Source organism: Nocardia sp. NPDC059154 (assembly GCF_042755705.1).
In the GTDB taxonomy this organism is placed as follows: domain Bacteria; phylum Actinomycetota; class Actinomycetes; order Mycobacteriales; family Mycobacteriaceae; genus Nocardia.
This window is the reverse complement of the sequence record NZ_JBHZCS010000036.1, coordinates 69413-91955: the sequence shown is the minus strand read 5'-3', so window position 1 is coordinate 91955 and position 22543 is coordinate 69413. Positions and strand designations below refer to the sequence as shown.

The following is a 22543-nucleotide window of genomic DNA, read 5'->3' as shown; positions in this document are numbered from 1 at the left end:
GAATGTCACCGTCTCCGGGTCACACGGTATGGGCGTCGGCGACCGTGAGCGCCTGATCGAGGATGGCGAGTCCCTCCTTGGTCTCGGCCTCGCTGATGGTGCAGGGCGGGACCACGTGCAGGCGGTTGAAGTTCACGAACAGCAGCAGTCCGGCGGCCCTGGCGGCGGCGACGGTCTCGTTCATGGCCGGGCTGGTGCCGCCGTAGGGCGCCAGGGGTTCGCGGGTGGCGCGGTCGCGGACCAGCTCCACGGCCCAGAACACGCCGAGTCCGCGGACCTCGCCGACGCTCGGGTGCCGCTCGGCCAGTTCCCGCAGGCCCGGGCCGATGACGCGCTCGCCCATGTCGGCGGCGTTCTCGACGATGCCCTCCTCGCGCATGGCGGTGATGGTCGCGACGGCCGCGGCCGTGGCCAGCGGATGCCCGGAGTAGGTGAGCCCGCCCGGATAGGCGCGGTCGTCGAAGGTGGCCGCGATGTGCGGTGCGATGGCGACGCCGCCCAGCGGCACATACCCGGAGTTGACGCCCTTGGCGAAGGTGAGCAGGTCCGGCGCCACGTCGAAATGGTCGATGGCGAACCATTCTCCGGTGCGGCCGAAGCCTGACATCACCTCGTCGGCGATGAACACGATGCCGTACTTGTCGCACAGTTCGCGCACGCCGGCCAGGTATCCCGGGGGCGGCACCATGATTCCGGCCGTGCCCGGCACCGATTCCAGAATGACGGCCGCGATGGTGCTCGGCCCCTCGAGCGCGATGGTCTGCTCGAGGTGCTGCAGCGCCCGCTCGGTCTCCTCGGCCTCGGTGGCGGCGTGGAACTGCGAGCGGTACAGGAACGGCCCGAAGAAGTGCACGACCCCGGCATTGCCGTGGTCGTTCGACCAGCGCCGCGGGTCGCCGGTCAGATTGACCGCGGTCTCGGTGCCGCCGTGATACGACCGGTAGCGCGCGAGCACCTTGTACCGCCCGGTGTGCAGCCGGGCCATGCGCACCGCGTGCTCGACCGCGTCCGCGCCGCCATTGGTGAAGAAGATCCGGTTCAGCTCACCGGGGGTGCGTTCGGCGATGAGCCGCGCCGCCTCCGAGCGGGCGTCGTTCACGTAGGCCGGGCCGATGGTGCACAGCGTGGCCGCCTGCTCCTGGATGGCGGCCACCACCTTCGGATGCTGGTGTCCGATATTGGTGTTCACCATCTGCGAGGAGAAGTCGAGCAGCCGGTTGCCGTCGCCGTCCCACACGTAGCAGCCCTGGGCGGCGGTGATCACCATGGGATCCAGCGACTTCTGCGCGGACCAGGAGTGGAAGACGTGCTTGCGGTCCAATTCGTAGGCGCGGGCGGCTTTTTCGCGGGCCGCCTCCGGGGTCAGCCCATTGGGCAGGGTCATCGCGGACTCCGTTCAGTGGTTCTGGGGGAAGCCGAGGTTCAGGCCGCCGTGGCTGGGATCGAGCCAGCGGGTGGTGACGGCCTTGGTGCGGGTGAAGAAGTGCACGCCGTCGGTGCCGTGCGCATGCGAATCGCCGAACAGGGAGTTCTTCCAGCCTCCGAAACTGTAGTAGGCCATGGGGACCGGAATGGGGACATTGATGCCGACCATGCCGATCTCGACCTCGTTGTGGAAGCGCCGGGCCGCACCGCCGTCATTGGTGAACAGGGCGGTGCCGTTGCCGTAGGGGTTGGCGTTGACCAGGGCCAGCGCCTCGTCGTAGCTGTCCACGCGGACCACCGACAGCACCGGGCCGAAGATCTCGTCGGTGTAGACGCTCATGTCGGTGGTGACGTGGTCGAGAATGGTGGGGCCCAGCCAGAATCCGTCGGCCGCGCCGTCGGCGGCCACCGCGCGGCCGTCGAGAACCACGGTGGCGCCGGAGGATTCGCCCGCGGCGATGTAGGACGCCACCTTGTCGCGGTGCGCCTCGGTCACCAGCGGGCCCATATCGGTGCCGCGGGTGCCGTCGCCGGTGCGAATGGTCTTGGCGCGCTCGGTGATCCGCGCCACCAGGTCGTCGGCGATGTCGCCCACCGCCACCAGCGCGCTGATGGCCATGCAGCGTTCACCGGCCGAGCCGAAGCCCGCGTTCACGGCGGCGTCGGCGGCCAGGTCCAGATCCGCGTCGGGCAGCACCACCATGTGGTTCTTGGCTCCGCCGAGGGCCTGCACGCGTTTGCCGGCGGCGGTGCCGTGCTCGTAGACGTACTTGGCGATCGGGGTGGAGCCGACGAACGACACCGCCTTGATCGCGGGGTTCGCCAGCAGTTCGTCCACCGCCACCTTGTCGCCCTGGACCACATTGAAGACCCCGTCCGGCAGCCCGGCCTCGCGCCACAGCTCGGCCAGCCACAGCGATGGCGAGGGGTCCTTCTCGCTCGGCTTGAGCACCACGGTGTTGCCGGCCGCGATGGCGACGGGGAAGAACCACATGGGCACCATGGCCGGGAAGTTGAACGGCGAGATGATGGCCACCGGGCCCAGGGCTTGCCGCACGGAGAAGATGTCGACCTTGGTGGAGGCGTTCTCGGTGTAGCCGCCCTTGAGCAGATGCGGTATGCCGCAGGCGAATTCGACGACCTCGAGGCCGCGGGTGACCTCGCCCATCGCGTCGGCGAGCACCTTGCCGTGCTCGCTGGTGATGAGGGCCGCCAGCTCCTCCTTGCGCTCGTTGAGCAGTTCGCGGAAGCGGAACAGCACCTGGGTGCGCTTGGCCAGGGAGGCGTCGCGCCAGGCGGGGAACGCGGCCACGGCGGATTCGATCACGGTGCGGACGTCGGCCGCGGAGGCCAGGGCGACCTGTCCGGTCACCACGCCGGTCGCGGGATTGGTGACCGGTGCGGTCGCCGTGCTGGAACCGGTGAAGGACTTGCCGTCGAGCCAGTGTGCGATGGTCTGCATATCTCCTCGATTCCGTGAGTGTCCGTCCCTACTCTGCGCCATTACCCGCCGGTTGATTCCCGACGTTGTGTATCTATTTTCCAACTTCGTATTACGATTCGTCGGTGCTCCTCTCCGTTGCTGATGTGCTGGCCATGCCGGTCGTGCGGGCCGGGCAGCCGCAGGTCGTGGGCGGCGGTCCGCTGGATCGGCCGGTGCGGTGGGTGCATGTGAGCGAACTGCCGGACGTGGCGAAACTACTGGTGGGACGGGAATTGATTCTCACCACCGGACAGGCGCTGGCCGGTAGCGACGCGGCCACCGTGGCCTACCTGCAATCGCTGGCCGCGGCCGGGGTATCCGGGCTCGTCATCGAATTGGGTACCTACGTGCGGGAATTGTCGCCGGTGGTGGCCGAGACCGCCGACCGGGTGGGGTTGCCGACCGTGGCACTGCACCGGGTGGTGCGGTTCGTGGAGGTCACCGAGGCGGTGCACCGGGTGATCGTGGCCGACCAGTACGCGGAGCTGGAATTCGCGCGCACGGTGCACGAGACGTTCACGGCGTTGAGCGTGCGGCGGGCGTCGCTGGCCGAAATCGTGAAAACCGCTGCCGGGATGCTGGACGCCTCGGTCGTGCTCGAGGACCTGGCGCATCGCGTGCTGGCCCTGACCGCGCGCCACACCGGCACCTCGGCCCTGCTCGAGCACTGGGAGACCACCTCCCGGCTGCTGCCCGACACCGACCCGAATGTGGTTCCCGTGGGCCCGCATACACAGCGCTGGGGCCGGCTCATCCTGCGCTCCAGCCGGGTGCCCACGGCCCGCGCGCGCATGGTGCTCGAACGCGCCGCGCAGACACTGACCCTGCATCGGATGATCGAGCGCGACCGCTTCGGGCTGCACCGGCAGGCCCAGACCGGGCTCATCGACGATATGGTCAACGGCCGCCTCACCGACGAGCGTGACGCCGTGGCGCTGGCGGCGGCGCTCGGGCTGGCCCGCCGCGCCCGCTATGTCCCGCTCGCGGTCGAGGTCGCGGCGGCGGCCGAAGCGGATCCGGTGGCGCAGCAACGCCGTACGGCCACACTGCTCGACGCGGCGCTGCACGGGGTGGCGCTGGCCAAGGCCACTGCGCTGGCCGCGCCCGACCACGGCAATCGGGTCACCATCGTGCTGGGTGTCTCCCGGAGCGGCGACCTGGACAGCGCGCTCACCGCGATCTGCTCGGCCATGCTCGCCGAGATCCGCCGCGTGGCGGGTGTGGAGCGCGCCGTCATCGGCGCCGGCGGTGAATCGGACTCCCTCCTCGACACTGCGCGTGAGCTGGCCCAGGCCGCGCACGTCGCCGAAGTCGCTCTCTCCCTGGACCCTTCGGTCCCGCGCCCGTTCTATCGCAGCGGCGACGTCCGCCTGCGCGGCCTGCTGTCGCTCATCCGCGACGAGCCGGGCGTCCAGCGCTTCGCCGAGACCGAGCTGAGCGCCCTGCTGCGCCACGACATCCGCAATGCCGCCGACCTCACCCGCACCCTGCGCCAATTCCTCGACCTGGCGGGCAACAAGACCGAACTCGCCAAACGCCTCCATATCAGCCGGCCCACCCTCTACGACCGCCTGTCCCGCATCGAACGCATCCTCGACGTCGATCTCGACAACGGCGAGACCCGCACCTCCCTCCACACCGCCCTGCTCATCCGAGACCTGGTCGCTGCCCCCGAACCCCGCTGACCGCCGCGCCGGCGAGATCCTCCGACGTGAATTCCGTGGTAGGGGGCTGGCCCGAGAAGCGCTGTGCGCCAGCGCATTCTCGAGGCGGTGATCCGGATCGCCGCCCGTCATCCAGGTATGTCGCCGGTCTGGCCTTCGAACCGGCGGTGCTTCCGACGTGGGTCGGTGGGCTCCGGGCAGAGCGCATCGGAATGACCGGGAGTGGTTGAGGTCCATGCGTTGGGGGCCAGGTCCGGCCCGGGCATACTGGCCGCGTGGAGTTCGGGATTCTGGGTCCGATCGAGGCGCGACGGGCCGATGGGGGCCCGTTTCCGATCGGGGGTCCGCAGGTGCGGGCCTTGCTGGCGGTGTTGGCGTTGGATGCCGGGCGGGTGGTCGGGCGGGAGCGGCTGATCGACGACCTGTACGGGTCGGAGCCACCGGGGGATGTGGGACATGCGTTGCAGTCGCAGGTATCGCGGCTGCGGCGGGCGCTGCGCACTGGTGTGGGGGACGGCGAGTTCGTCGAGTCGGCCGGGGCGGGTTATCGATTGGCGGTCGACCCGGAGTCGGTGGATGCGCTCCGATTCGCGCGGCTGGCCGAGCAGGGGCGGAAAGCCTTGCGGGACCGGGATTCCGGTGCGGCGATGACGTTGCTGGACGAGGCGCTCGGATTGTGGCGCGGTCCGGCGCTGGCCGATGTGCGGGACGCGCCCTTCGCCGAGAGTCAGGGTGCGCGGCTGGACGAGGCGCGGCTGGCCGCCGAGGAGGATCGGGCCGAGGCGGCGCTGGCGGTGGGGGATCCGCAGGCGGTGGTGGCGACACTCTCGGAATTGGTTGCGGCACATCCCCTCCGGGAGCGGGCACGTGCTCTGCTCATGCGCGCCCTGTACGCGGCCGGCCGTCAGGCCGAGGCGCTGGAATCCTTCGAAGCGGGACGGCGGCTGCTCGCCGACGAGCTCGGGGCCGATCCCTCGGCCGAGCTCATGGACGCCCACCTGGCGATCCTGCGCGCGGATGAGGTTGCGGCCGTGTCGAATCGGCGGCTGCCCAGCCCGCTCACCAGTTTCGTCGGCCGGGAGGACGAACTCGCGCGGCTGGTGCCACTGGTCGCCCAGGCCCGCCTCGTCACCCTGATCGGCCCCGGCGGCACCGGGAAGACGCGCCTGGCGCTGGCGGCGGGCGGCCGGGTCCGCGGCGACGTCTGCTTCGTCGAATTGGCGCCGCTGGTGGACGGTGTGCACGCGGCCCAGGCGATCGCGAGCGCCCTGGGCTGTCGCGACCAGTCGGCGCATGCGGCCCCCGCACCACGTGATTTCGAGTCGCAGCTGGTCGCCCTGCTCGCCGACCGTCCGCTGCTGCTCATCCTCGACAATTGCGAGCACGTCGTCCTCGACATCGCCCGCCTCGCGCACCGCCTGCTGGTCGCGTGCCCGGGCCTGCGGATTCTCGCCACCAGCCGCGAGGCGCTGCGGGTCACCGGCGAAACGCTGTTCCCCGTCCCCCAATTGCCCATGGCCCCACCGGATTCGCCGTTGGCCGACCAGCTGGCCGCTCCGGCGGTGCGCCTGTTCGCCGACCGGGCCGCCGCGGTCCGTCCCGGCTTCCTCCCGGACGCGGGCACCATCGCCCTGGTCGCCCGCATCTGCCGCCGCCTCGATGGCCTCCCGCTCGCCATCGAGCTCGCTGCCGCCCGTCTGCGCACCCTCGACCTCCCCGAGATCGACGCCCGCCTCACCGACCGCTTCCGCCTGCTGGCCCGCGGCGACCGCACCGCCGAACCCCGCCACCAGACCCTGCAGGCCGTGGTGGCCTGGAGCTGGGAACTCCTCGACCCCGCCGAACAGCAACTGGCCCAGCGCTTCTCGGTCTTCGCGGGCGGGGCGACCGCCGAACAGGCCCGCCGGGTATGCGACATCGACGATATCGACGACCTCCTCGCCGACCTCGCCGACAAATCCCTCCTGGACATCGCCGCCGGCCGCTACCGCATGCTCGAAACCATCCGCGAATTCGCCCGCACCCGCGCCATCGAATCCGGCGACCACGAGAAAACCCAACGCGCCCACGCCGAATACTTCGCCGACACAGCCGAAACCACGGACCCCCTGCTACGCACCGCCACCCAACTCCAGCACCTGGCCCGCCTCACCACCGACCACGACAACCTCCAGTCCGCCCTGCACTGGTCCACCACCGCCGACCCCGCCCTCGCCGCCCGCCTCATCGCCGCCCAAGCCTGGTACTGGTGGCTGACCGGCCACTCCGGCGACGGCCCCGCCCTCGCCAACCGCCTGCTACCCGAACTGAATTCGGCGGTACGTCGGCCGGCCGCCGCCGCCCGGCCTCACGGTCAGTCGGTGCGCCGTGATGACGTCGGCGACCGCCGAGACGCAGACCTCCACGAGGCTACGACGCTGATCACTCCCACTGCGGCGCCCAGGTCGGATGCGCGCCCTCCAGGCGAGGAGCGGCGCGTGCCGTTCGTTGCGGAAACCGCTGCTGGGCATGGTGCACCGGGAGTGGGGTCGAGCGTCGCCGCGGAGGCTCGCATATCCCGGCCCGAGTGGCTGGTTGCCGTGGATGCGGAGCAATACGCGCTGGTGGTGGCGGTGGCGGCGCGGGGACGGGATGATCTCGCGGCCGAGGTCGAGCGGGCGGCGGCGGAGGTTGCGGCGCAGGAGCATCCGATGCGGCAGCCGCATCTGATCTTTCTGCTCGCGCTCGCGGGTGGGATGCTGCCCGGGGAGCCTGCGGAGTTGCGCCGGCTGTTCGGGGCGGATGACTGGTCGCAGGCGTTTCTGCGGCTGGGGGACGGGATGGTGTTGTTCATGTTCGGGCAGGTCGACGAATCCGAGCCGGAGTTCGCGGCGGCGCTGGCGGGGTTCCGGCGGATCGGGGACCGGTGGGCGATCGCGGCCGCATTGGACAAGCTGGCGGCCGTGGCCGAGCGGCGCGGCGATCGGGCCGCCTCGCTGGCTCTGATCGATGAGGCGATCGCGGTGAACACCGAATTGGGTTGGGCCGCGGACACTGCCGACCTCTTGACCCGTCGCGGCGATATCCACCTCGGTGGGGCGGCGGAGCGGGATGCCGAAGCGGCCCGCGCGGATTACGAACGGGCGGCCGAGCTGTCGCGGACCCACGGCGCGATCGACATGTACGCCGGTGCACTTCGCGGCCTGGGGGATATCGCTCGTGCCGAGGACCCGGCCGCAGCGCGGAACCTCTACCGGTCGGTGCTGGAGATCCCGGCCGGAGGTTCGATCGCCATCACCGAGGCGCACGAGCGGGCGCGGGAGGGTCTCGCACTGTTGGACGACGTCTGAAATCTCAGGTCAGGGTGCTGGTGAGGGCCGGTGAGCCGACGGTGAGGGGTTGGTGAGCGCCCCGGCCGAAGCTTTGTGACATGACCAGCACACAGCAGTTCGCCAACAAGACCGTCCTCATCTCCGGCGCCAGCGTCGCCGGCCCGGCCCTCGCCTTCTGGCTGAAGAAGTACGGCTTCACCGTCACCGTCGTGGAGCAGGCTCCGGCCCTGCGCGAGGGCGGGTACAAGGTCGATATCCGCGGCGTGGCAATGGAAGTCGTGGAGCGGATGGGGCTCACCGACGAGATCCGCAAGGCCTCCACCGATATGCGCGGCGGTGCGTGGGTGGACGCGACCGGCAAGGCGATCGCCACCCTCGGACCGGACCTGATCGGCATGCGTTCGCCCGGCGACGACGAGGTGCTGCGCGGCGACCTGGCGCGAATCCTGTTCGACGCCGGCAAGAGCGGCGTCGACTACCGGTTCGGTGACGCCATCACCGAGCTGATCGAGCATGCGGACGGCGTCGAGGTGCACTTCCGCCACGCGGCTCCCCAGGTGTTCGACCTGGTGATCGGCGCGGACGGCATGCATTCCACGGTGCGCCGCAGCGTCTTCGGCGCGGAGGAGCAGTTCGCCCGGCACACCGGTATGGCCGCCTGTGTCATCTCGGTGCCGAACTACCTGGACCTCGATCACTGGGAGCTCATCCACGCCGCCCCCGGCAAGGTCGTGCAGGTGTACAGCACGCAGCGCTCGGCGGCCAAGGCGCAGTTCATCTTTCCCGCTCCCGAGCAGCTGCCGGACCGCCGCGACACCGCCGCACAGCAGCGGCTGGTGGCCGAGGTCTTCGCTGGCGGCGGCTGGGAGACCTCGACCCTGCTCGACGCCATGCCGGACTCGCCGGACTTCTATTTCGACACGGTGAGCCAGATCCACCTGGAGCGCTGGACCTCGGGCCGCGTCGCGCTGGTCGGCGACGCCGCCTACTGCCCGTCCCCGCTGTCCGGGCAGGGCACCAGCATGGCCCTGGTCGGCGCGTACGTACTGGCCGGTGAGCTGCGCGCCGCCGCCGGCGACCACCGCGTCGCCTTCGCCGCCTACCAGGAGCGCATGCGTGAGTACGTCGACGAGAACCTGACCCTCGGCTGGAACAACGCCACCCAGATGGTCGCCGGCGACGCCCGTGCCCTGCGCATGCAGATGACCATGATGCGCATGCTGCGCTGGATGCCGTGGAAGGGCATGGCCCTGCGCCCGATCATGAAGCCGATCGAGAAGGCCGCCAATGCCATTCGACTCGAGCGGTACTGACCGGGGCGCGGTGTCGGCATCAAAGGGGGCGCGGTGTCGTCATCGAGTCTGATCCGGGACGGTCAGGGTTCATTCTCCGGGTGGATCCCTGATGCGGGCCGATCCCCTTTGATGGTTATCTCGAACTGGAAGGGAGTCCGACGTGACCATCGCCGTGTACACCACCTGGGCGTGGATGGCATTCGAGATCGTGCTGCGAGTGCGGGATCGCATGCGCGGCACCGGCTCCACCGCCGGGGACGGCCACACCAGGCTCCTCATCTTCGTGCTCGTGGCCGCCGCCATGACGATCGCCAGCTTCGCCGGAATCCTCCTCCCGGCCGACAGCCCGCTGCGTTTTCCCGGCCCGGTCCTGCCGTGGCAGATCCTCGGCGTCGCTCTCATGTGGCTGGGCCTGGTCGTGCGAGCCTGGGCGATCGCGGTGCTGGGCAAGCACTTTCGCACCACCGTCGAGGTGGACCAGGACCAGCCGGTCATCAGCACCGGCCCCTACCGCTGGATCCGGCACCCCTCCTACACCGGCATCCTGCTGCTGACGCTGGGTTTCGGCCTGGCCGCAGGCAACTACGTGTCCCTGCTGCTCACCACCGTGGTCCCGGTCTACGCGTTCCTGCGCCGGATCACGCTCGAGGAGAAGACGCTGGTGGCGACCCTGGGCGCGTCCTACGAGACCTACCGGCACACGACCAAGCGCCTGGTCCCCGGCCTCTGGTGACCTCAGGCGGGGTCGGCGCCCATCGGGTTCGGGTAGGGAACCTCGCCGCTGCGGACCACGGCGCGGGCGGCGGGGGTGAGGGCGGACAGCATTTCGAGGATGCCCGGGACGCCGCGGTAGGCGGTCATGGCCAGGGCATCGGTGCGGGCCTCGACGTGTGCGCGCAGGGCGCTGCCGGCCTCGGTGATGCCCTCGGCGTTCAGCAGGCCGCGCTCGGTGAGCCGCTCTCGCGCTGCCTTCCAATCGGTTTCGCTCCAGCCGCGATTGTCGCGCCACAACTGCGCGGGGGTGCCGGTGGACGCCGAGAACAGTACGTGCGCCTCGCAGCCGTCGATGCCCTCGCTCAGCAGGCATGCCACATGGCCGTCACCGCGGTGTTCGCGCAGCGCCGTGACCGCCTGCCAGAGCGCGTGGACGGAGTCGTCCGGGGTGGGCAGGTCGCGATTGGCGGCGAAGAGCGGGCGGCCCGCCGCCGGCGCAGTGGCAATGGCCTGCTGCAGGCGCGGGACGGCGCGGGCGGCGATGTCGGCGATATCGGGCACGACGGTGCGCAGGACCGCGGCCGCGGCGATGGTGCGGGTGGCGATGATCGCATCCGGTGCGGCGAAACCCCAGGCGTCCGGAATGGCCCGCCGGACCATGGCCGGATGGAAGTTGTAGAAGGTCGCCTCCACGACCGAGGGTCCGACCGCGCCGAGCGGGGCGGAGCGCGACGCGAAGTAGCCCATCCAGAAGCCGCGCAGGCCAACGGCTTTGTTGGCGGCGATGCAGTCGGCGGCGAAATAGGTGACGGCGTGCAAGGGCTCCAGCACGCGCCACACCTCACGGGCGAGGTCGTTTTCCATGTACCCACCCTAGTAGCTGAGTTCAGTTAACTGAAGCCAGATTGGTGACGCGATCCGCTGCGGTGTGCGAATCGAAATGGCTGTGCGCCATACGATCCGTAAAGCATCGGAACGTGTTTCCGGCTGACTGTAAGAATAGTGACCTGAGTCACTCCTTTGGTTTCTGCTGGTAACTCCGTTTCATATCCAGGCAACATTCCAACCCGAACATTCCTCGCAGGTCAGTCGACCAAGATTGAGGAGCTTCACCATGGAATCGAGTGCACCAGCCGTACTTTCCGGGGGATCGGACACATCCGCAGCGGGGGTGTCGCGGCTCAAACCCAATGTGGTCGGTCTGCTCGGCGTGGTGTTCATGGCAGTCGCGACGGCCGCGCCCATCACCGCCATGACCGGCAATGTGCCGTTCATGATGTCGGCCGGCAGCGGAATCGGCACGCCCGCGGCGTTTTTGATCGCCATGGTGGTGCTGGCCATCTTCACCGTCGGCTACACCACCATGGCCAAGCACATCACCACCACCGGCGCGTTCTACGGTTTCATCTCCTACGGACTGGGCCGCACCGCGGGCCTGTCGGCCGGGCTGCTGGCCACCTTCGCCTACATGGTGTTCGAGCCGTCGCTGATCGGCATCTTCTCGAGCTTCGCGCGCAACACCGTCTCAGATCAGGTGGGCGTGAACATTCCGTGGTGGGTGTTCGCCATCGTGATGCTGGTGATCAACGGCCTGGGTACCTGGTTCGGCGTCGCCGTGGCCGAGCGGCTGCTCATCGTGCTGCTGGTCACCGAGGTGACCGTGCTGACGGTCATGGGCCTGTCGGTGCTGCTGCACGGCGGCGGGCCGGACGGGTTGTCGCTGGCCCCGATCGATCCGGTCAACGCCTTCCACGGCGCGTCCGCAGGTCTGGGACTGTTCTTCGCCTTCTGGTCATGGGTCGGGTTCGAATCCACCGCCATCTACGGTGAGGAATCCAAGGATCCGAAGCGAATCATCCCGCGCGCCACCATGATCGCCGTCCTCGGTGTCGGCGTGTTCTACCTGTTCATCTCCTGGATGACCATCTCCGGCAACGGGCAGGGCAGGGCCATGGAACTGGCCGCCTCCGACAATCCGATGAATCTCTTCTTCGCGCCCACCGAACGCTATGTCGGGCACTGGGCCGTGGACACCATGCAGTGGCTCATGGTCACCGGTTCGCTGGCCTGCGGCATGGCCTTCCACAACTGCGCCTCCCGCTACCTCTACGCGCTCGGCCGCGAGGACGTGATTCCGGCGTTGAAGCGGACGATCGGAAAGACCCACCCGCAGAACGGATCCCCGTACATCGCCGGTCTGGTGCAGACCGTCTTCTCGGCTGTGCTGGTGCTGGCCTTCGGCCTCGCGGGCAAGGACCCCTACGCGAGCCTCTACACGCTGATGGCGGTGCTCGGCACCATGGCGATCCTGATCGTGCAGGCCGTGTGCTCGTTCGCGGTCATCGCCTACTTCCGGAACCACCACCCCGAAACCCGGCACTGGTTCCGGACTCTGGTGGCCCCGCTGGTGGGCGGCGTGGCCATGATCGGCGTGGTGCTGCTGCTGGTCCTCAATATGGACACCGCGGCCGGAAGCGAGGCCGGGTCGCTGATTCTGAAGGCGACACCGTACCTGGTGGCCGCGGTGGCCATCGCAGGTATCGGCTACGCCTTGTACCTCCGGCGCACCGACCCCGGCCGCTACGCGCTGCTGGGCCGGACCGTGCTGGAAGAATCCCACGAGCGCTGAGAGGCGGAAAGCCATGACCGACACCGAGGTCCGTCCCGCCTACGGCGACCGCGTGATAGCCGTCGAGCCCGGCGGCGACGACTACATCCCCGAGGACGCCCGGCACGGTACGCCGCGAAAACTGTTCTGGACGTGGATGTCTCCCAATATGGAGTTCGCCACCGTCTTCGTGGGCGTGCTCGCCGTCACCGCGTACGGCATGAACTTCTGGCAGGCGAGCCTGGGCATCGTCGCGGGTACCGGGCTGGGCGCGGCCGCCCACTACCTGCTGTCGGCGCGCGGGCCCCTGCACGGTGTCCCGCAAATGGTGCTGGGGCGCTTGGCCTTCGGCTATCGCGGCAACGCCCTGCCCGCCGCGTTCATGTCGGTCATGTGCGGGGTCGGTTGGTTTGCCACCAACTCCGTGAGCGGTGCGTTCGCGCTGAATTCCCTGACCGGCATGCCGAAACTGACCGCGCTGCTGGTGATCGTGGTGGTGCAGACCGCCTTCGCCTTCTTCGGTCACAACCTGGTACAGGCGGTGGAACGCATCGCCTTCCCGCTGCTGGCCATCGTGTTCGCCATCGTCACCGTGGTGATCTTCAGCAAAGCCTCGCTGGGCGCGCCCGCACCGGCCGGGGGCGTGGGCGGCATGGGCGGATTCCTGCTCACCGTCGGCACCGCCTTCGGTTACGGCGCGGGCTGGAATCCCTACGCGGCGGACTACTCCCGCTATCTGCCCGCGACGGTGTCACGGGCCGCGACCGGTGCGTACGCCTCGGCGGGCCTCTTCATCTCCTGTGTCTGGCTGGAGGTGGTCGGCGCGGCCTCGGCGACCGTGGCGAGCACCGCGCAGGGCAGCCCGACCGATGTGTTCACCGCCAACCTGCCCAAGCTGCTGGCGGACCTGACCCTGCTGGCCATCGCGGTGGGCGCGGTGGCCGCCAATGTGCTCAATGTCTACTCGGGCGCAATGGCTTTCGTGACCATGGGCTTCACGTTCTCGGTGCGCACGCAGCGGGCGCTGGTGTCGGCGGCCTTCGGCGTGATCGGGTTCCTGGTCGCCTGGTGGGCGCTGCCGGACGCGGCGGCCAGCTACGAGGGCTTCCTGCTCATCGTCGCGTACTGGATCGGACCGTGGCTGGGTGTGGTGTTCGCCGACGAGTATCTGCGTCGCGGTCAGCGCATCGACCATCTGCTCTACGACCGTGACCACCGCAACTGGGCCGGCGTGGCGGCGTTCCTGACCGGGCTGGTGGTGTCGGTGCTGCTGTTCTCCAATCAGGAGAAGTTCGTCGGCTTCGTCGCCAAGGCGGTGCCGCAGCTGGGCGACATCACCTTCTTCGTCGGCTTCGTGCTCTCCGGCGCGGCCTATCTGATCGTCAACCGATCCCGGATCGCAGGCGCCGCGGTGGCAGCATGATCGGCATGATCAACGCACAGGATCTGCTGGTCACCGCCTACGAAGAGGCGCAACTCGGGCTGCGGGAAGGCGGGATTCCCATCGGGGCGGCCCTGTTCGACAGCGCCGGCAACCTGCTCGGCCGCGGCCACAATCGTCGCGTCCAGAACGACGACCCCAGCGTGCACGCCGAGACCGACGCCTTCCGCAATGCCGGCCGCCGCCGCGACTACCGCGACACCATCATGGTCACCACCCTGTCCCCGTGCTGGTATTGCAGCGGCCTGGTCCGCCAGTTCGGCATCGGCACGGTCATCGTGGGGGAATCGCGCACCTTCACCGGCGGCCACGACTGGCTTGCCGCACACGGGGTATCCATCACCGTGCTCGACGACCCGGCCTGCGTGGACATGATGACCCGCTTCATCGCGGAACGGCCCGAACTCTGGAACGAGGACATAGGAGTGGCGGAATGACCCCTATCGCGACCGTCGACCTGGACCGCTGGCGCGAAGGCGGCGAGACCGCGGCCACGGTGCTGCGCGAGGTGGACGCGGGCATGCAGCGCGCCGGATTCCTCCTGGTGCGCGGACACGGTGTGCCGCACGGGCTTCCGGCCGACCTGCGGGCGGCGGCCCGGCGCTTCTTCGCACTCCCGCCCGAGATTAAGCAGCGGTATGCGGTCTCCGTCGGCGGGCGCGGCTGGATCGGTCCCGGCCTCGAGGCCAACGGCTACGCCGAGGGCACCGAGACCCCGCCGGACCTCAAGGAGACCTTCGCGATCGGCGCGGACACCCGTATCGGCGACGCCCTGATCGACACCGTGTGGTTCCTCGACAACGTCTGGCCCGAGGAGGTGGGCGAGCTGCGCGAGCTGTTCCTCGCCTACACCGCGGCCATGCGCACCCTCTCCGACGAACTGCTCGCGCTCTTCGCCGCCGCACTCGACCTGCCGCACAACCCCTTCGAGGGCCTGGCCAGCCGTCCGACCTGGACCTGCAATATCAACCGCTACCCGCCGCTGGCCGAGGTCGGCCCGCCCGAACCCGGCCAGTTCCGGATCGGTCCGCACACCGACTTCGGCACCGTCACCGTCCTCGACCGCGAACCCGGTGCGGGCGGATTGCAGGTCTACACCGAGGACGGCGGCTGGGCGGACGCGCCCTACGACCCGTCCGCCCTGACCGTGAACATCGGTGATCTGCTGGCCTATTGGAGCGGCCAGCGCTGGCCCGCGGGCCGCCACCGGGTACTCCCGCCCCAGGCGTCCGCACCCGACGAGGACCTGGTGTCGCTCATCTACTTCTACGAACTCGACCACGACGCCCGGGTGATACCCCTCGAGCCGCCCATCGGCCGGGTCTCCGGCCTGGCGCCGGTCGTCTCTGCCGAGTTCCTGCGCACCCGCCTCGACGCCATCACCCTCGGCTGAGACCACCCGGCGAGCTCCCACGGCCGTCGCGTGCCGGCGGCCGTGGGTGCGACCTGGACCCGCCCACCCGGTGACCGCCGGCGGATCTCGCGGGAACATTGCCCGCCGCGGCCGCGTTACCAGCGGGCATGACGACGCTCGGATTGATCGGAAGCGGAAATATCGGCGGCACTCTGGCCCGGCTGGCCGTGGCCGCGGGAATCGATGTGGTGCTGAGCAATTCACGAGGGCCGGAGAGCCTGGCGGAGCTGGTGGCCGAACTGGGGGAGCGGGCCCGCGCCGCGACCCCGGCCGAGGCGGCCGCCGCGGGAGACATCGTGGTGGTGACGGTACCGCTCAAGGCGTATCAGCAGGTACCGGCCGATCCGCTGGTCGGCAAGGTGGTCATCGACACCAACAACTACTATCCCGGCCGCGACGGCGAATTCGCCGATCTGGACGCGGGTGTGGCCACCAGTTCCGAACTGCTGCAACGACATCTGCCGCGCTCACGGGTCGTGAAGGCGTTCAACAACATCCTGTTCAAGCATCTGGCCGTGCTGGCCCGCCCCGCCGGGGCAGCCGATCGCACCGCGCTGCCCATCGCCGGTGACGATACCGCGGCGAAAACCGCTGCGGCGGAACTGATCAGCAGGCTCGGCTACGACACCGTCGATATCGGCTCGCTCGCTGACAGCTGGCGCACGCAACCCGAAACCCCCGTCTACGGCACGCCCTACGCCATCGCCGCGCCGTTCTGGGAGAACGAAGCGGCCCCGGCCGACGCGGAGACGGTGCGCAAGGCGGTCGAAGCCGCCGAACGCTGAAGCCCCCGAAAGGGGCTCCAGCGCAAGGACTCCCGGGTCGGACCGTGTCAGGGCGGTCGTCCGGCCCCGATGGGTCAGTCGTTGCAGATGGCCGTGCGCACCAGGTAGGAGTCGGAGTACCACTTGGCGGAGTTCTCGGCGTCGTCCGGCGTCGAGCCGTAGCCGCCGGTGTACTTGTTCATCGAATCCGAGAAGGCCACCGCGCCGCAGCCGGTGAAGGTGGTGACGGTCGAGCAGCTCGCCTTGGCGCACTTGTCGATGGCGGCCTGGCTCGCCGAGCCCTCGGTGTCGTAGTTCCAGGACCAGCCCAGGTCGCCGTTGTCGGACACCGCGATCGCGCCCCAGGAGCCGGAGGCGGCCTGGGCCGGGGCCGCCGGCAGCACCGCGGCGGCGGTGGCGAAGGCGAGGCCGGACAGGGCGAACAGAGTCTTGCGCATGTTGTTCCTTGCGTTGATCGAACTGGCGCGCGCATCCCGGTGGGGTGGGGTGCGCGCGCCACTGTCGAGTCAAGATCGGCGGGCTTCGAAGACGCGTTAACCGGCAAGTGGTTGGGGCACAGCGTGTCCGGGGTCACGTGGACGGCGGAATCGCACTTCTGGATCGGTGGCTGATCGTGCCGGTGGGATTGGGCTGCGTGGTGGAACCGGCTCTCAGGCGGCCGTTCGCTGCCCCGGCACCCGGTGCGGGGCTTCTTCGCCGGCAAAGTCCGATGTCCGAACGGAACCCCTTGCGGAGGTCCCCTCCTGAGCGGGTTAATTGATGTTCGAGCATTCCGCCCCCGCCGGGTCGACCTGCCCAGCGGTCCGAGCGCAATCGAGTGCACTCGGCGAGGTCGTCCGGCACCACTACAGCGGAGGTTGCCATGACCAAGAAATCGAGTGCGCTGGCAACAGCCCTAGCGTTTGCATCCGTCATCACCGCCGGTGCGGGCGTGGCGACAGCCGAACCGGCAGCTGCCCCCGTAGCGGAGCAACGGTCCGAAGCCATGGCCGGCTATTCCGCTCTACCCTGCTTACCCTGGATCCTTCCGCCCGCCGTCAACGTCGGAGCGTTCTTGATCTGTCTTGTGTAATGCCTTACTCGGCGCTGCGACTGATGAATTCGAAGGATCCGCCGTCGATACCCCAGGAGATGATCCGTTCGGGGTGAATTCGGATGACCGCGCGTTCCTGGGGCTGGAACGGTGGCTCCTCGTCATCGAGCGCCTCGGCCGTGCCGCGTACCTCGATGCCGCGAATCACGTATGGCTCCAATGAAACCTGTTGGTCGATCACGAACGACACCCGGCTGCCCGCCTCGACATTGCGGTACTTTCGACTGGCACGCATCCGCATGCCCCCGATGTCGATCGTGCCGTCGGCGTTCACCCGATAGCTGGTCGGGTTGTTCTGCACAACGCCGTCGGGCGACACCGTGGCCAGCCGACCGATCCCGGCCTCCGCGAGGAACTGCTGTTCGTTGATGGTGAAGGTCATTTCAGTTACTCCTCAGTGAATTCGATATCAGGTGTGCCCCGGCGATCAGCCGGAAGTTGTTGGGTGCGGGAAGCGCAAGCTGTCGCCTGCCGCGTCCCGCGCGCACAGTCCGGCAATGAACCGGTGATGATGAGCATTGCAGTCTCCCCTTCCTGAAGGCTAGCAGGGCTAGAAACTGGAGCAACGGTAACATCCGCCCCAGCAGCTTGTCTAGCGTTGCTAGATTTCAGATCGCCACCGCGGGATCGCGCTCGGATCAGCAAGCTGCACAAGCCCGTTCCGGCCGAGCGGACGCTGTCGCCCGGCAACCCCCGCCTTGACTGCGGTGATCTGACCTGCCGCCCATCACTGCCACGCACCGAGACCACCCGCAGAAACGCACCCATCTGCGCCTTCCCGCGAGGGTCGCGCGGTGCACGTGGGGGCGAAAGTAGATCGACGTTTGGTGGCGCGATCGGATTGAACTATGGCGTCATCGGGCACTGCCGGGACCGTTCCGCATTCCTAACGTGGAGCAGTGAAAGGAGCGCCACCATGACACAGCCCATTCTCATCGCCGGTACATCCAGTGGGCTCGGTCGGGCAACGGGCAAACTCTTCCACTCCCGCGGCTGGAACGTCGTCGCGACGATGCGTAACCCTGACGCCGAGCAGGAGCTCACCGAGCTCGACGACCTGCTCGTCACTCGTGGATGCGTTACCGAGCGGATCGGCATCGATGGGCACGATCGCCCGAAAGCTGACACTCAGCAAACGGACACTGCAACGCCGGATCGAAGCAGAGTCCACGAGCTTTCAGCAAATTCTCGACATGACCAGGAACGATCTGGCCGAGCACTACCTCGGGAACACAGGCTTGCCGGTCGCCGAGATCTCGTTTCTCCTCGGCTTCATCGAACCCAATTCGTTCTACCGCGCGTTTCGCGTATAGACGGGAGCGACTCCGGACAAACTCCGACGCACCCGTACCCCGCACGAGAACTTCCGAATTACGGTGTAGGCGACCCACGCCGAAGTGCGTTGGCTGCGAGTCGCTTTCCGGTGCCTCGGCAAGCGGGATACGGTGACCGCCTCTACCACAACGCACTCTATTTGCCGCTGACCGAAGCGGTTAGCGTTGGACGACGGAAGATCAACTGGCCGTGTCCATCCGAGGCCGACCGACCGCACCGTAATCAGCGTGGGCGCGATTCGAACCGGCCAGGATGGCATCTGGTCGGTGCGAGTCAGGCGCAGGGCTGGGTGCCGGCGGCTGCTACCGGCAGCCACATCTCACCGGCATAGCCGGGCAGAACCACTCCGTCGGGGAAGCCGGGCTGGGCGCCGGTGTCGTACTGGCCGGTCAAGTGGTGATATCCGGCCGTCGTGGGTGTCCACTTCGTGGTGACGGTGCTGCCGCTGATCGTCGTGGTGCCGGTGGCCGTCCCGTTGTCGGATACCCACGCATTGCGAGTTGGGGATCCCGCGCTCAGGCTCTGCAACAGGGCCGAACCCGACGAAACCGCCAGCGAGGCCGGGATGTTCGAGATGGTCACGGTGAGTGTGCATCCCACCTCGGGGCTCCCGTGGACCGTCGTGCAGAGCGACGCCGATGCGTCGCCACACGCCTTGGGGTCCGTACTCGCGGTGCCGCCGACCTCGACGGTGGCAGTACCGAAGTCGGTGTACGGCGGGAGGCTCGGGTTGCCGTTGCCGTACCCGATGCCCAGCACATGCGTGCCCGGAGTCAGCGGAGTCCACTGGATGGTCTCGGTGGATGTCGTACCGCTGCAGGGGGTGCCCGCCCCAAGGCTCGATGTGACGGTCCAAGCGGACCGGATGGTCACGCCGCCGACGGTGTCCGACAGCCCCGGGCTTTGGCATCCGGACACCGGGACAACGACATTGTAGGTCTGCCCGACTTGAAAGTTGCTGCCCTGCACGGTCATTCCCGTCCCCACAACGTCGGCGTGAGCCGTTCCGGTGCTGAGCGCCGTCAGGGCGGAGGCTGTGGCGGTGATACCGGCCGCAGCGAGGGTGCGAGCTGATGTCCGGGTACGCATGATGCGGTCATTCTCGATTCGGCAACGCTGACTAGAGCGGGGTGATCATTTGCGAATAGCACTGTTCACCGATCGGCAGCCCGTCGCATGCCCCCGCTTTTTGGGGCCATGTTTCACGCCCGCGAACTGACCTGTGCAGGTTATGAATCGGTTGGTCTCGGCGGATCGTCTGCGGCGCAGCGCCCGAGTTTCACCGTGCCACAGCAATGCTTCACGCACCGCTGGCAGGCACCTCACCGGCTCGACCTGTAATGGCCGATTATCTGCGGTAGATCGCTAAAGCTAGTTTTCGCATGAACGTACAGATCCGCTGCTACGTGGCAGGATCGGATCAACCTGCGCTCACCCCACCGAGGACTGCTCTCTTCCGAGAGCTACTTCTCGCACGGATATCCCTCAACCCCCGACAGCACCCGGGAGCTGGATCGGGTGCCCGAGCGGTACCGGCGGGCACTGTATCTGCGCGGAGTCCGCACCGTGGGCGATCTGCTCGAGCCGTCGGACACCCGGCTGCGGTCGCGCGGGCGAAGTTCGGCGAGCACCGCGTCACGATCATCGCCCATGCCCGCGCCCGCTACGCCGCGGACCGGGCCTGGGTGAAGCACGCGGGGTAGTCGGCACGATCGATCACGGCCACGCCTCATGTCGTCACCGTCCGGGCCTGCCGGGGAGCCGAGTACCTGCCAGCTCCATCACTCGTGGGGTCGATGCGCCTGCTCGCGCCCATCCTTCGGACACCGCAATCCGGACATGCGTGCAGGCGCATCTCTACATCGGCGTCCGTGTGCGAGTGTCGGCGCCCGGCGGTCGTATTGAACGCTCTACTAGTCCCAATCGAACCAATCGAAGAACTCGAACGGCAGTAGATGCTTGAACCATCCCGGAGGGATTCCCCAGCCCGGAGGGAAGAAGAAGTGCTTACTGTCCCAGCCGTGGTCCCAGTGCTGATCGACAGGGGTGGGGGTGTAGTTGGTGACCACATCGGCCTGGACCGGCACGGTCACGGCGGTGACCGGAGCCACCGCAATCGCACCGGCGAGGACGGCCCGAGCCACCGTTTGCCTGGTCATTGCGAACATTGCTGATCCTTCTAATGATCCATTCAACTCGATTGCACCAGGGCTATCCCCGTGCAACGTGCGCGGAAGATTACTCGGTCGACTGCTACCGAATCAGCGGTGGAAATACGGGCCGATAGATCCGCAGCACGGCGAATAGCACAGGCGCGCCACAACCATAACCCCGCCAGATTCTTCCGAGCAATTGATCGCTGCCTTTATCTGGGGTTCCGGTAGCAATCACCGAGAATCCAACGAAGTGCTGGCCGACCGGGTGCGGTACGTGGTTGATGTCGGTGCCCGCGTCTATGTTCGGCGCGGGAGGACAGCATGAGTAAGACCGAGATCGTGTACGAGACCGGGGACGCCACCGCACCCGGCACTGCTGGACCCGCGATCATCGCGCACATCTGCAACGATCTCGGCCGCTGGGGCAAGGGCTTCGTCGTCGCTGTGTCGACACGATGGCCGGAACCCGAACGGGCTTACCGCGACTGGCACCGGCAGCGCGACGCCAACGACTTTGCCTTGGGCGCGGTACAGCTCGTCCAGGTCGCACCGAATCTGCACGTGGCCAACATGATCGGCCAGCACGGCATCCGTTCCCGCGCGGGCAGTCCGCCGATCCGCTACGGCGCCGTCGACCAGAACCTGGAGAAGCTAGCTGATTTCGCGGCGGCGTCGGATGCCTCGGTGCACATGCCACGCATCGGCTGCGGTCTGGCCGGCGGAACCTGGGACCGGATCGAGCCACTCATCCGTAACCGCCTATCCAGCCGTGGCATCACCGTCGTCGTATATGACCTGGAATGACTCCGGTGCCCGTATCGGAACATCCGCAACTGCGAATGTCGTGCATTCGCCCTGCCATGACGCCCGGGCGTCATCCTCCTGGGGCAGATGATGCAACACATGACCGGTTCGACTCCAAGGCAGACCACTGGAGTATGGCCGTCGCGTATCCGGATGGGTATCGCCGTAACTGGGCCGACGGCCGAAATGGCGACGATGTTGGGGCCGACGCCGAACACGACGTAGATTTCCTGCGTGCCGTGATCGATTGGTCGGCGCAGCGGCATGGAGCGATGTCGGATCGGACGATCGTGGTCAGTATGTCGGCTGGTGGGTTCATGGGACACCGTCTGGCCGTGCAGTCCAGCGCACAGGTGGCGGTGCTCGCGGCGGTTGCCTCGGCCATGCCGGGGCGGGTGCGCGAGCTGAAACCCAGTCATGCCGTGTCGGTGCTGCTGATCAACGGCACCACCGATCCGATCGTGCCGATCGGCGGTGTCGACCGTTCTCGTCGCAGGCTCGGTGGTGGTCGTCGAACGTTTCGGCTGCTGCCACAACAGGACGCAGTGGACTACTGGCGTGCCGTCGACGGGTGTCATGACAGCGAATCGACTACCGTTACGGCCGCGCCGGACCGCCCGGGCTCCTTCGCGGTGACTCGGCACACGTTCACCGGCGGTGTCGCAGAGACCGCGGTATCTGCCTGGGCGATAGATGGTTCGGGCCACACCTGGCCTGGCAGCACCCCGCCCAGGTTCCACCTCATCCCGATCGGTGCGACTGCGCAGAATATCGACGCCACCGACGAGATCTGTAAATTCGCACTCCCAAGACTCATCCCCGCGTCGAAACGTCAACTGTGACTTCGGAATCGGCCCATCGGCATTCGCAGGTAAGGCGACATGTCACCAACCGGCGGCCCGAGACCACCACACAGAACATCCGCTACTGCCGTATACCGCGCTGACCGAACCGGCCAGCGCCGGGCATCGGAAGATCAACTGGCCGTGCCGATCCGAGGCCGGCTGAACGTCCG

At 68.1% G+C, this 22543-nt stretch carries 19 protein-coding genes; 12 read left to right on the top strand and 7 right to left on the bottom strand.

The window, feature by feature from the left end:
- Positions 1 to 19 precede the first annotated feature (19 nt).
- The gene (locus tag ACFXN1_RS28610) at positions 20 to 1384 is read right to left on the bottom strand and encodes an aspartate aminotransferase family protein (protein ID WP_379439578.1); all 1365 of its coding nucleotides are present in this window, start codon (positions 1382 to 1384) and stop codon (positions 20 to 22) included.
- 12 nt (positions 1385 to 1396) lie between these two features.
- Positions 1397 to 2887 (bottom strand): CoA-acylating methylmalonate-semialdehyde dehydrogenase, encoded by a 1491-nt coding sequence (locus ACFXN1_RS28605; RefSeq protein ID WP_379402494.1) that lies wholly within the window; start codon positions 2885 to 2887, stop codon positions 1397 to 1399.
- Between the two features lie 134 nt (positions 2888 to 3021).
- On the opposite strand from ACFXN1_RS28605, the gene ACFXN1_RS28600 reads away from it, so the two are divergent.
- The 4 genes from ACFXN1_RS28600 (at position 3022) to ACFXN1_RS28585 (ending at position 9911) form a co-directional block, all read left to right on the top strand.
- Positions 3022 to 4593 (top strand): PucR family transcriptional regulator, encoded by a 1572-nt coding sequence (locus ACFXN1_RS28600; RefSeq protein ID WP_379439597.1) that lies wholly within the window; start codon positions 3022 to 3024, stop codon positions 4591 to 4593.
- 254 nt (positions 4594 to 4847) lie between these two features.
- Positions 4848 to 7901, top strand: coding sequence for a BTAD domain-containing putative transcriptional regulator (locus ACFXN1_RS28595; protein WP_379439577.1), 3054 nt, complete (start codon positions 4848 to 4850; stop codon positions 7899 to 7901).
- Positions 7902 to 7981: 80 nt separating this feature from the next.
- Positions 7982 to 9196, top strand: a complete 1215-nt coding sequence (locus ACFXN1_RS28590) for an FAD-dependent monooxygenase (protein WP_379402496.1) — start codon at positions 7982 to 7984, stop codon at positions 9194 to 9196.
- 142 nt (positions 9197 to 9338) lie between these two features.
- The gene (locus ACFXN1_RS28585) at positions 9339 to 9911 is read left to right on the top strand and encodes a methyltransferase family protein (RefSeq protein WP_379439575.1); all 573 of its coding nucleotides are present in this window, start codon (positions 9339 to 9341) and stop codon (positions 9909 to 9911) included.
- A gap of 2 nt (positions 9912 to 9913) precedes the next feature.
- Here the strand turns inward: ACFXN1_RS28585 and ACFXN1_RS28580 are convergent, their stop codons facing one another.
- On the bottom strand, positions 9914 to 10756 hold the full coding sequence (locus tag ACFXN1_RS28580; RefSeq protein WP_379402498.1) for a hypothetical protein: 843 nt from the start codon (positions 10754 to 10756) through the stop codon (positions 9914 to 9916).
- A 250-nt stretch (positions 10757 to 11006) separates the two neighbouring features.
- Here ACFXN1_RS28580 and ACFXN1_RS28575 point away from each other — a divergent pair, with 250 nt between their 5' ends.
- From ACFXN1_RS28575 to ACFXN1_RS28555, 5 genes are all read left to right on the top strand, one after another.
- The gene (locus ACFXN1_RS28575) at positions 11007 to 12521 is read left to right on the top strand and encodes an APC family permease (RefSeq protein ID WP_379439574.1); all 1515 of its coding nucleotides are present in this window, start codon (positions 11007 to 11009) and stop codon (positions 12519 to 12521) included.
- A 13-nt stretch (positions 12522 to 12534) separates the two neighbouring features.
- Positions 12535 to 13923, top strand: a complete 1389-nt coding sequence (locus tag ACFXN1_RS28570) for a purine-cytosine permease family protein (protein ID WP_379439572.1) — start codon at positions 12535 to 12537, stop codon at positions 13921 to 13923.
- Between the two features lie 5 nt (positions 13924 to 13928).
- Positions 13929 to 14378: a nucleoside deaminase gene (locus tag ACFXN1_RS28565; protein ID WP_379439571.1), complete on the top strand. Its 450-nt coding sequence runs from the start codon at positions 13929 to 13931 to the stop codon at positions 14376 to 14378.
- On the top strand, positions 14375 to 15334 hold the full coding sequence (locus tag ACFXN1_RS28560) for an isopenicillin N synthase family dioxygenase (protein WP_379439569.1): 960 nt from the start codon (positions 14375 to 14377) through the stop codon (positions 15332 to 15334). Before ACFXN1_RS28565 ends, ACFXN1_RS28560 begins: the two co-directional genes overlap by 4 nt.
- A gap of 128 nt (positions 15335 to 15462) precedes the next feature.
- Positions 15463 to 16140, top strand: a complete 678-nt coding sequence (locus ACFXN1_RS28555; protein WP_379439567.1) for an NADPH-dependent F420 reductase — start codon at positions 15463 to 15465, stop codon at positions 16138 to 16140.
- A gap of 74 nt (positions 16141 to 16214) precedes the next feature.
- Here the strand turns inward: ACFXN1_RS28555 and ACFXN1_RS28550 are convergent, their stop codons facing one another.
- Both ACFXN1_RS28550 and ACFXN1_RS28545 read right to left on the bottom strand, forming a co-directional pair.
- Positions 16215 to 16577 carry a DUF4189 domain-containing protein gene (locus ACFXN1_RS28550; protein ID WP_379439566.1) on the bottom strand — a complete coding sequence of 121 codons (363 nt, stop codon included), beginning with the start codon at positions 16575 to 16577 and terminating at the stop codon, positions 16215 to 16217.
- A gap of 639 nt (positions 16578 to 17216) precedes the next feature.
- On the bottom strand, positions 17217 to 17615 hold the full coding sequence (locus tag ACFXN1_RS28545) for a PPOX class F420-dependent oxidoreductase (protein ID WP_379439564.1): 399 nt from the start codon (positions 17613 to 17615) through the stop codon (positions 17217 to 17219).
- A 718-nt stretch (positions 17616 to 18333) separates the two neighbouring features.
- On the opposite strand from ACFXN1_RS28545, the gene ACFXN1_RS28540 reads away from it, so the two are divergent.
- The gene (locus ACFXN1_RS28540) at positions 18334 to 18546 is read left to right on the top strand and encodes a helix-turn-helix domain-containing protein (protein ID WP_379439562.1); all 213 of its coding nucleotides are present in this window, start codon (positions 18334 to 18336) and stop codon (positions 18544 to 18546) included.
- 295 nt (positions 18547 to 18841) lie between these two features.
- Here the strand turns inward: ACFXN1_RS28540 and ACFXN1_RS28535 are convergent, their stop codons facing one another.
- Both ACFXN1_RS28535 and ACFXN1_RS28530 read right to left on the bottom strand, forming a co-directional pair.
- On the bottom strand, positions 18842 to 19657 hold the full coding sequence (locus tag ACFXN1_RS28535) for a hypothetical protein (protein WP_379439561.1): 816 nt from the start codon (positions 19655 to 19657) through the stop codon (positions 18842 to 18844).
- A gap of 824 nt (positions 19658 to 20481) precedes the next feature.
- Positions 20482 to 20736 (bottom strand): hypothetical protein, encoded by a 255-nt coding sequence (locus ACFXN1_RS28530; protein ID WP_379402507.1) that lies wholly within the window; start codon positions 20734 to 20736, stop codon positions 20482 to 20484.
- 309 nt (positions 20737 to 21045) lie between these two features.
- Between ACFXN1_RS28530 and ACFXN1_RS28525 the strand changes: the two genes are divergently transcribed.
- Both ACFXN1_RS28525 and ACFXN1_RS28520 read left to right on the top strand, forming a co-directional pair.
- The gene (locus ACFXN1_RS28525; RefSeq protein WP_379439559.1) at positions 21046 to 21528 is read left to right on the top strand and encodes a macro domain-containing protein; all 483 of its coding nucleotides are present in this window, start codon (positions 21046 to 21048) and stop codon (positions 21526 to 21528) included.
- Positions 21525 to 22370, top strand: a complete 846-nt coding sequence (locus tag ACFXN1_RS28520) for an alpha/beta hydrolase family esterase (RefSeq protein WP_379439558.1) — start codon at positions 21525 to 21527, stop codon at positions 22368 to 22370. The genes ACFXN1_RS28525 and ACFXN1_RS28520 overlap by 4 nt, the downstream gene beginning before the upstream one ends.
- The last annotated feature ends 173 nt before the right edge of the window (positions 22371 to 22543 follow it).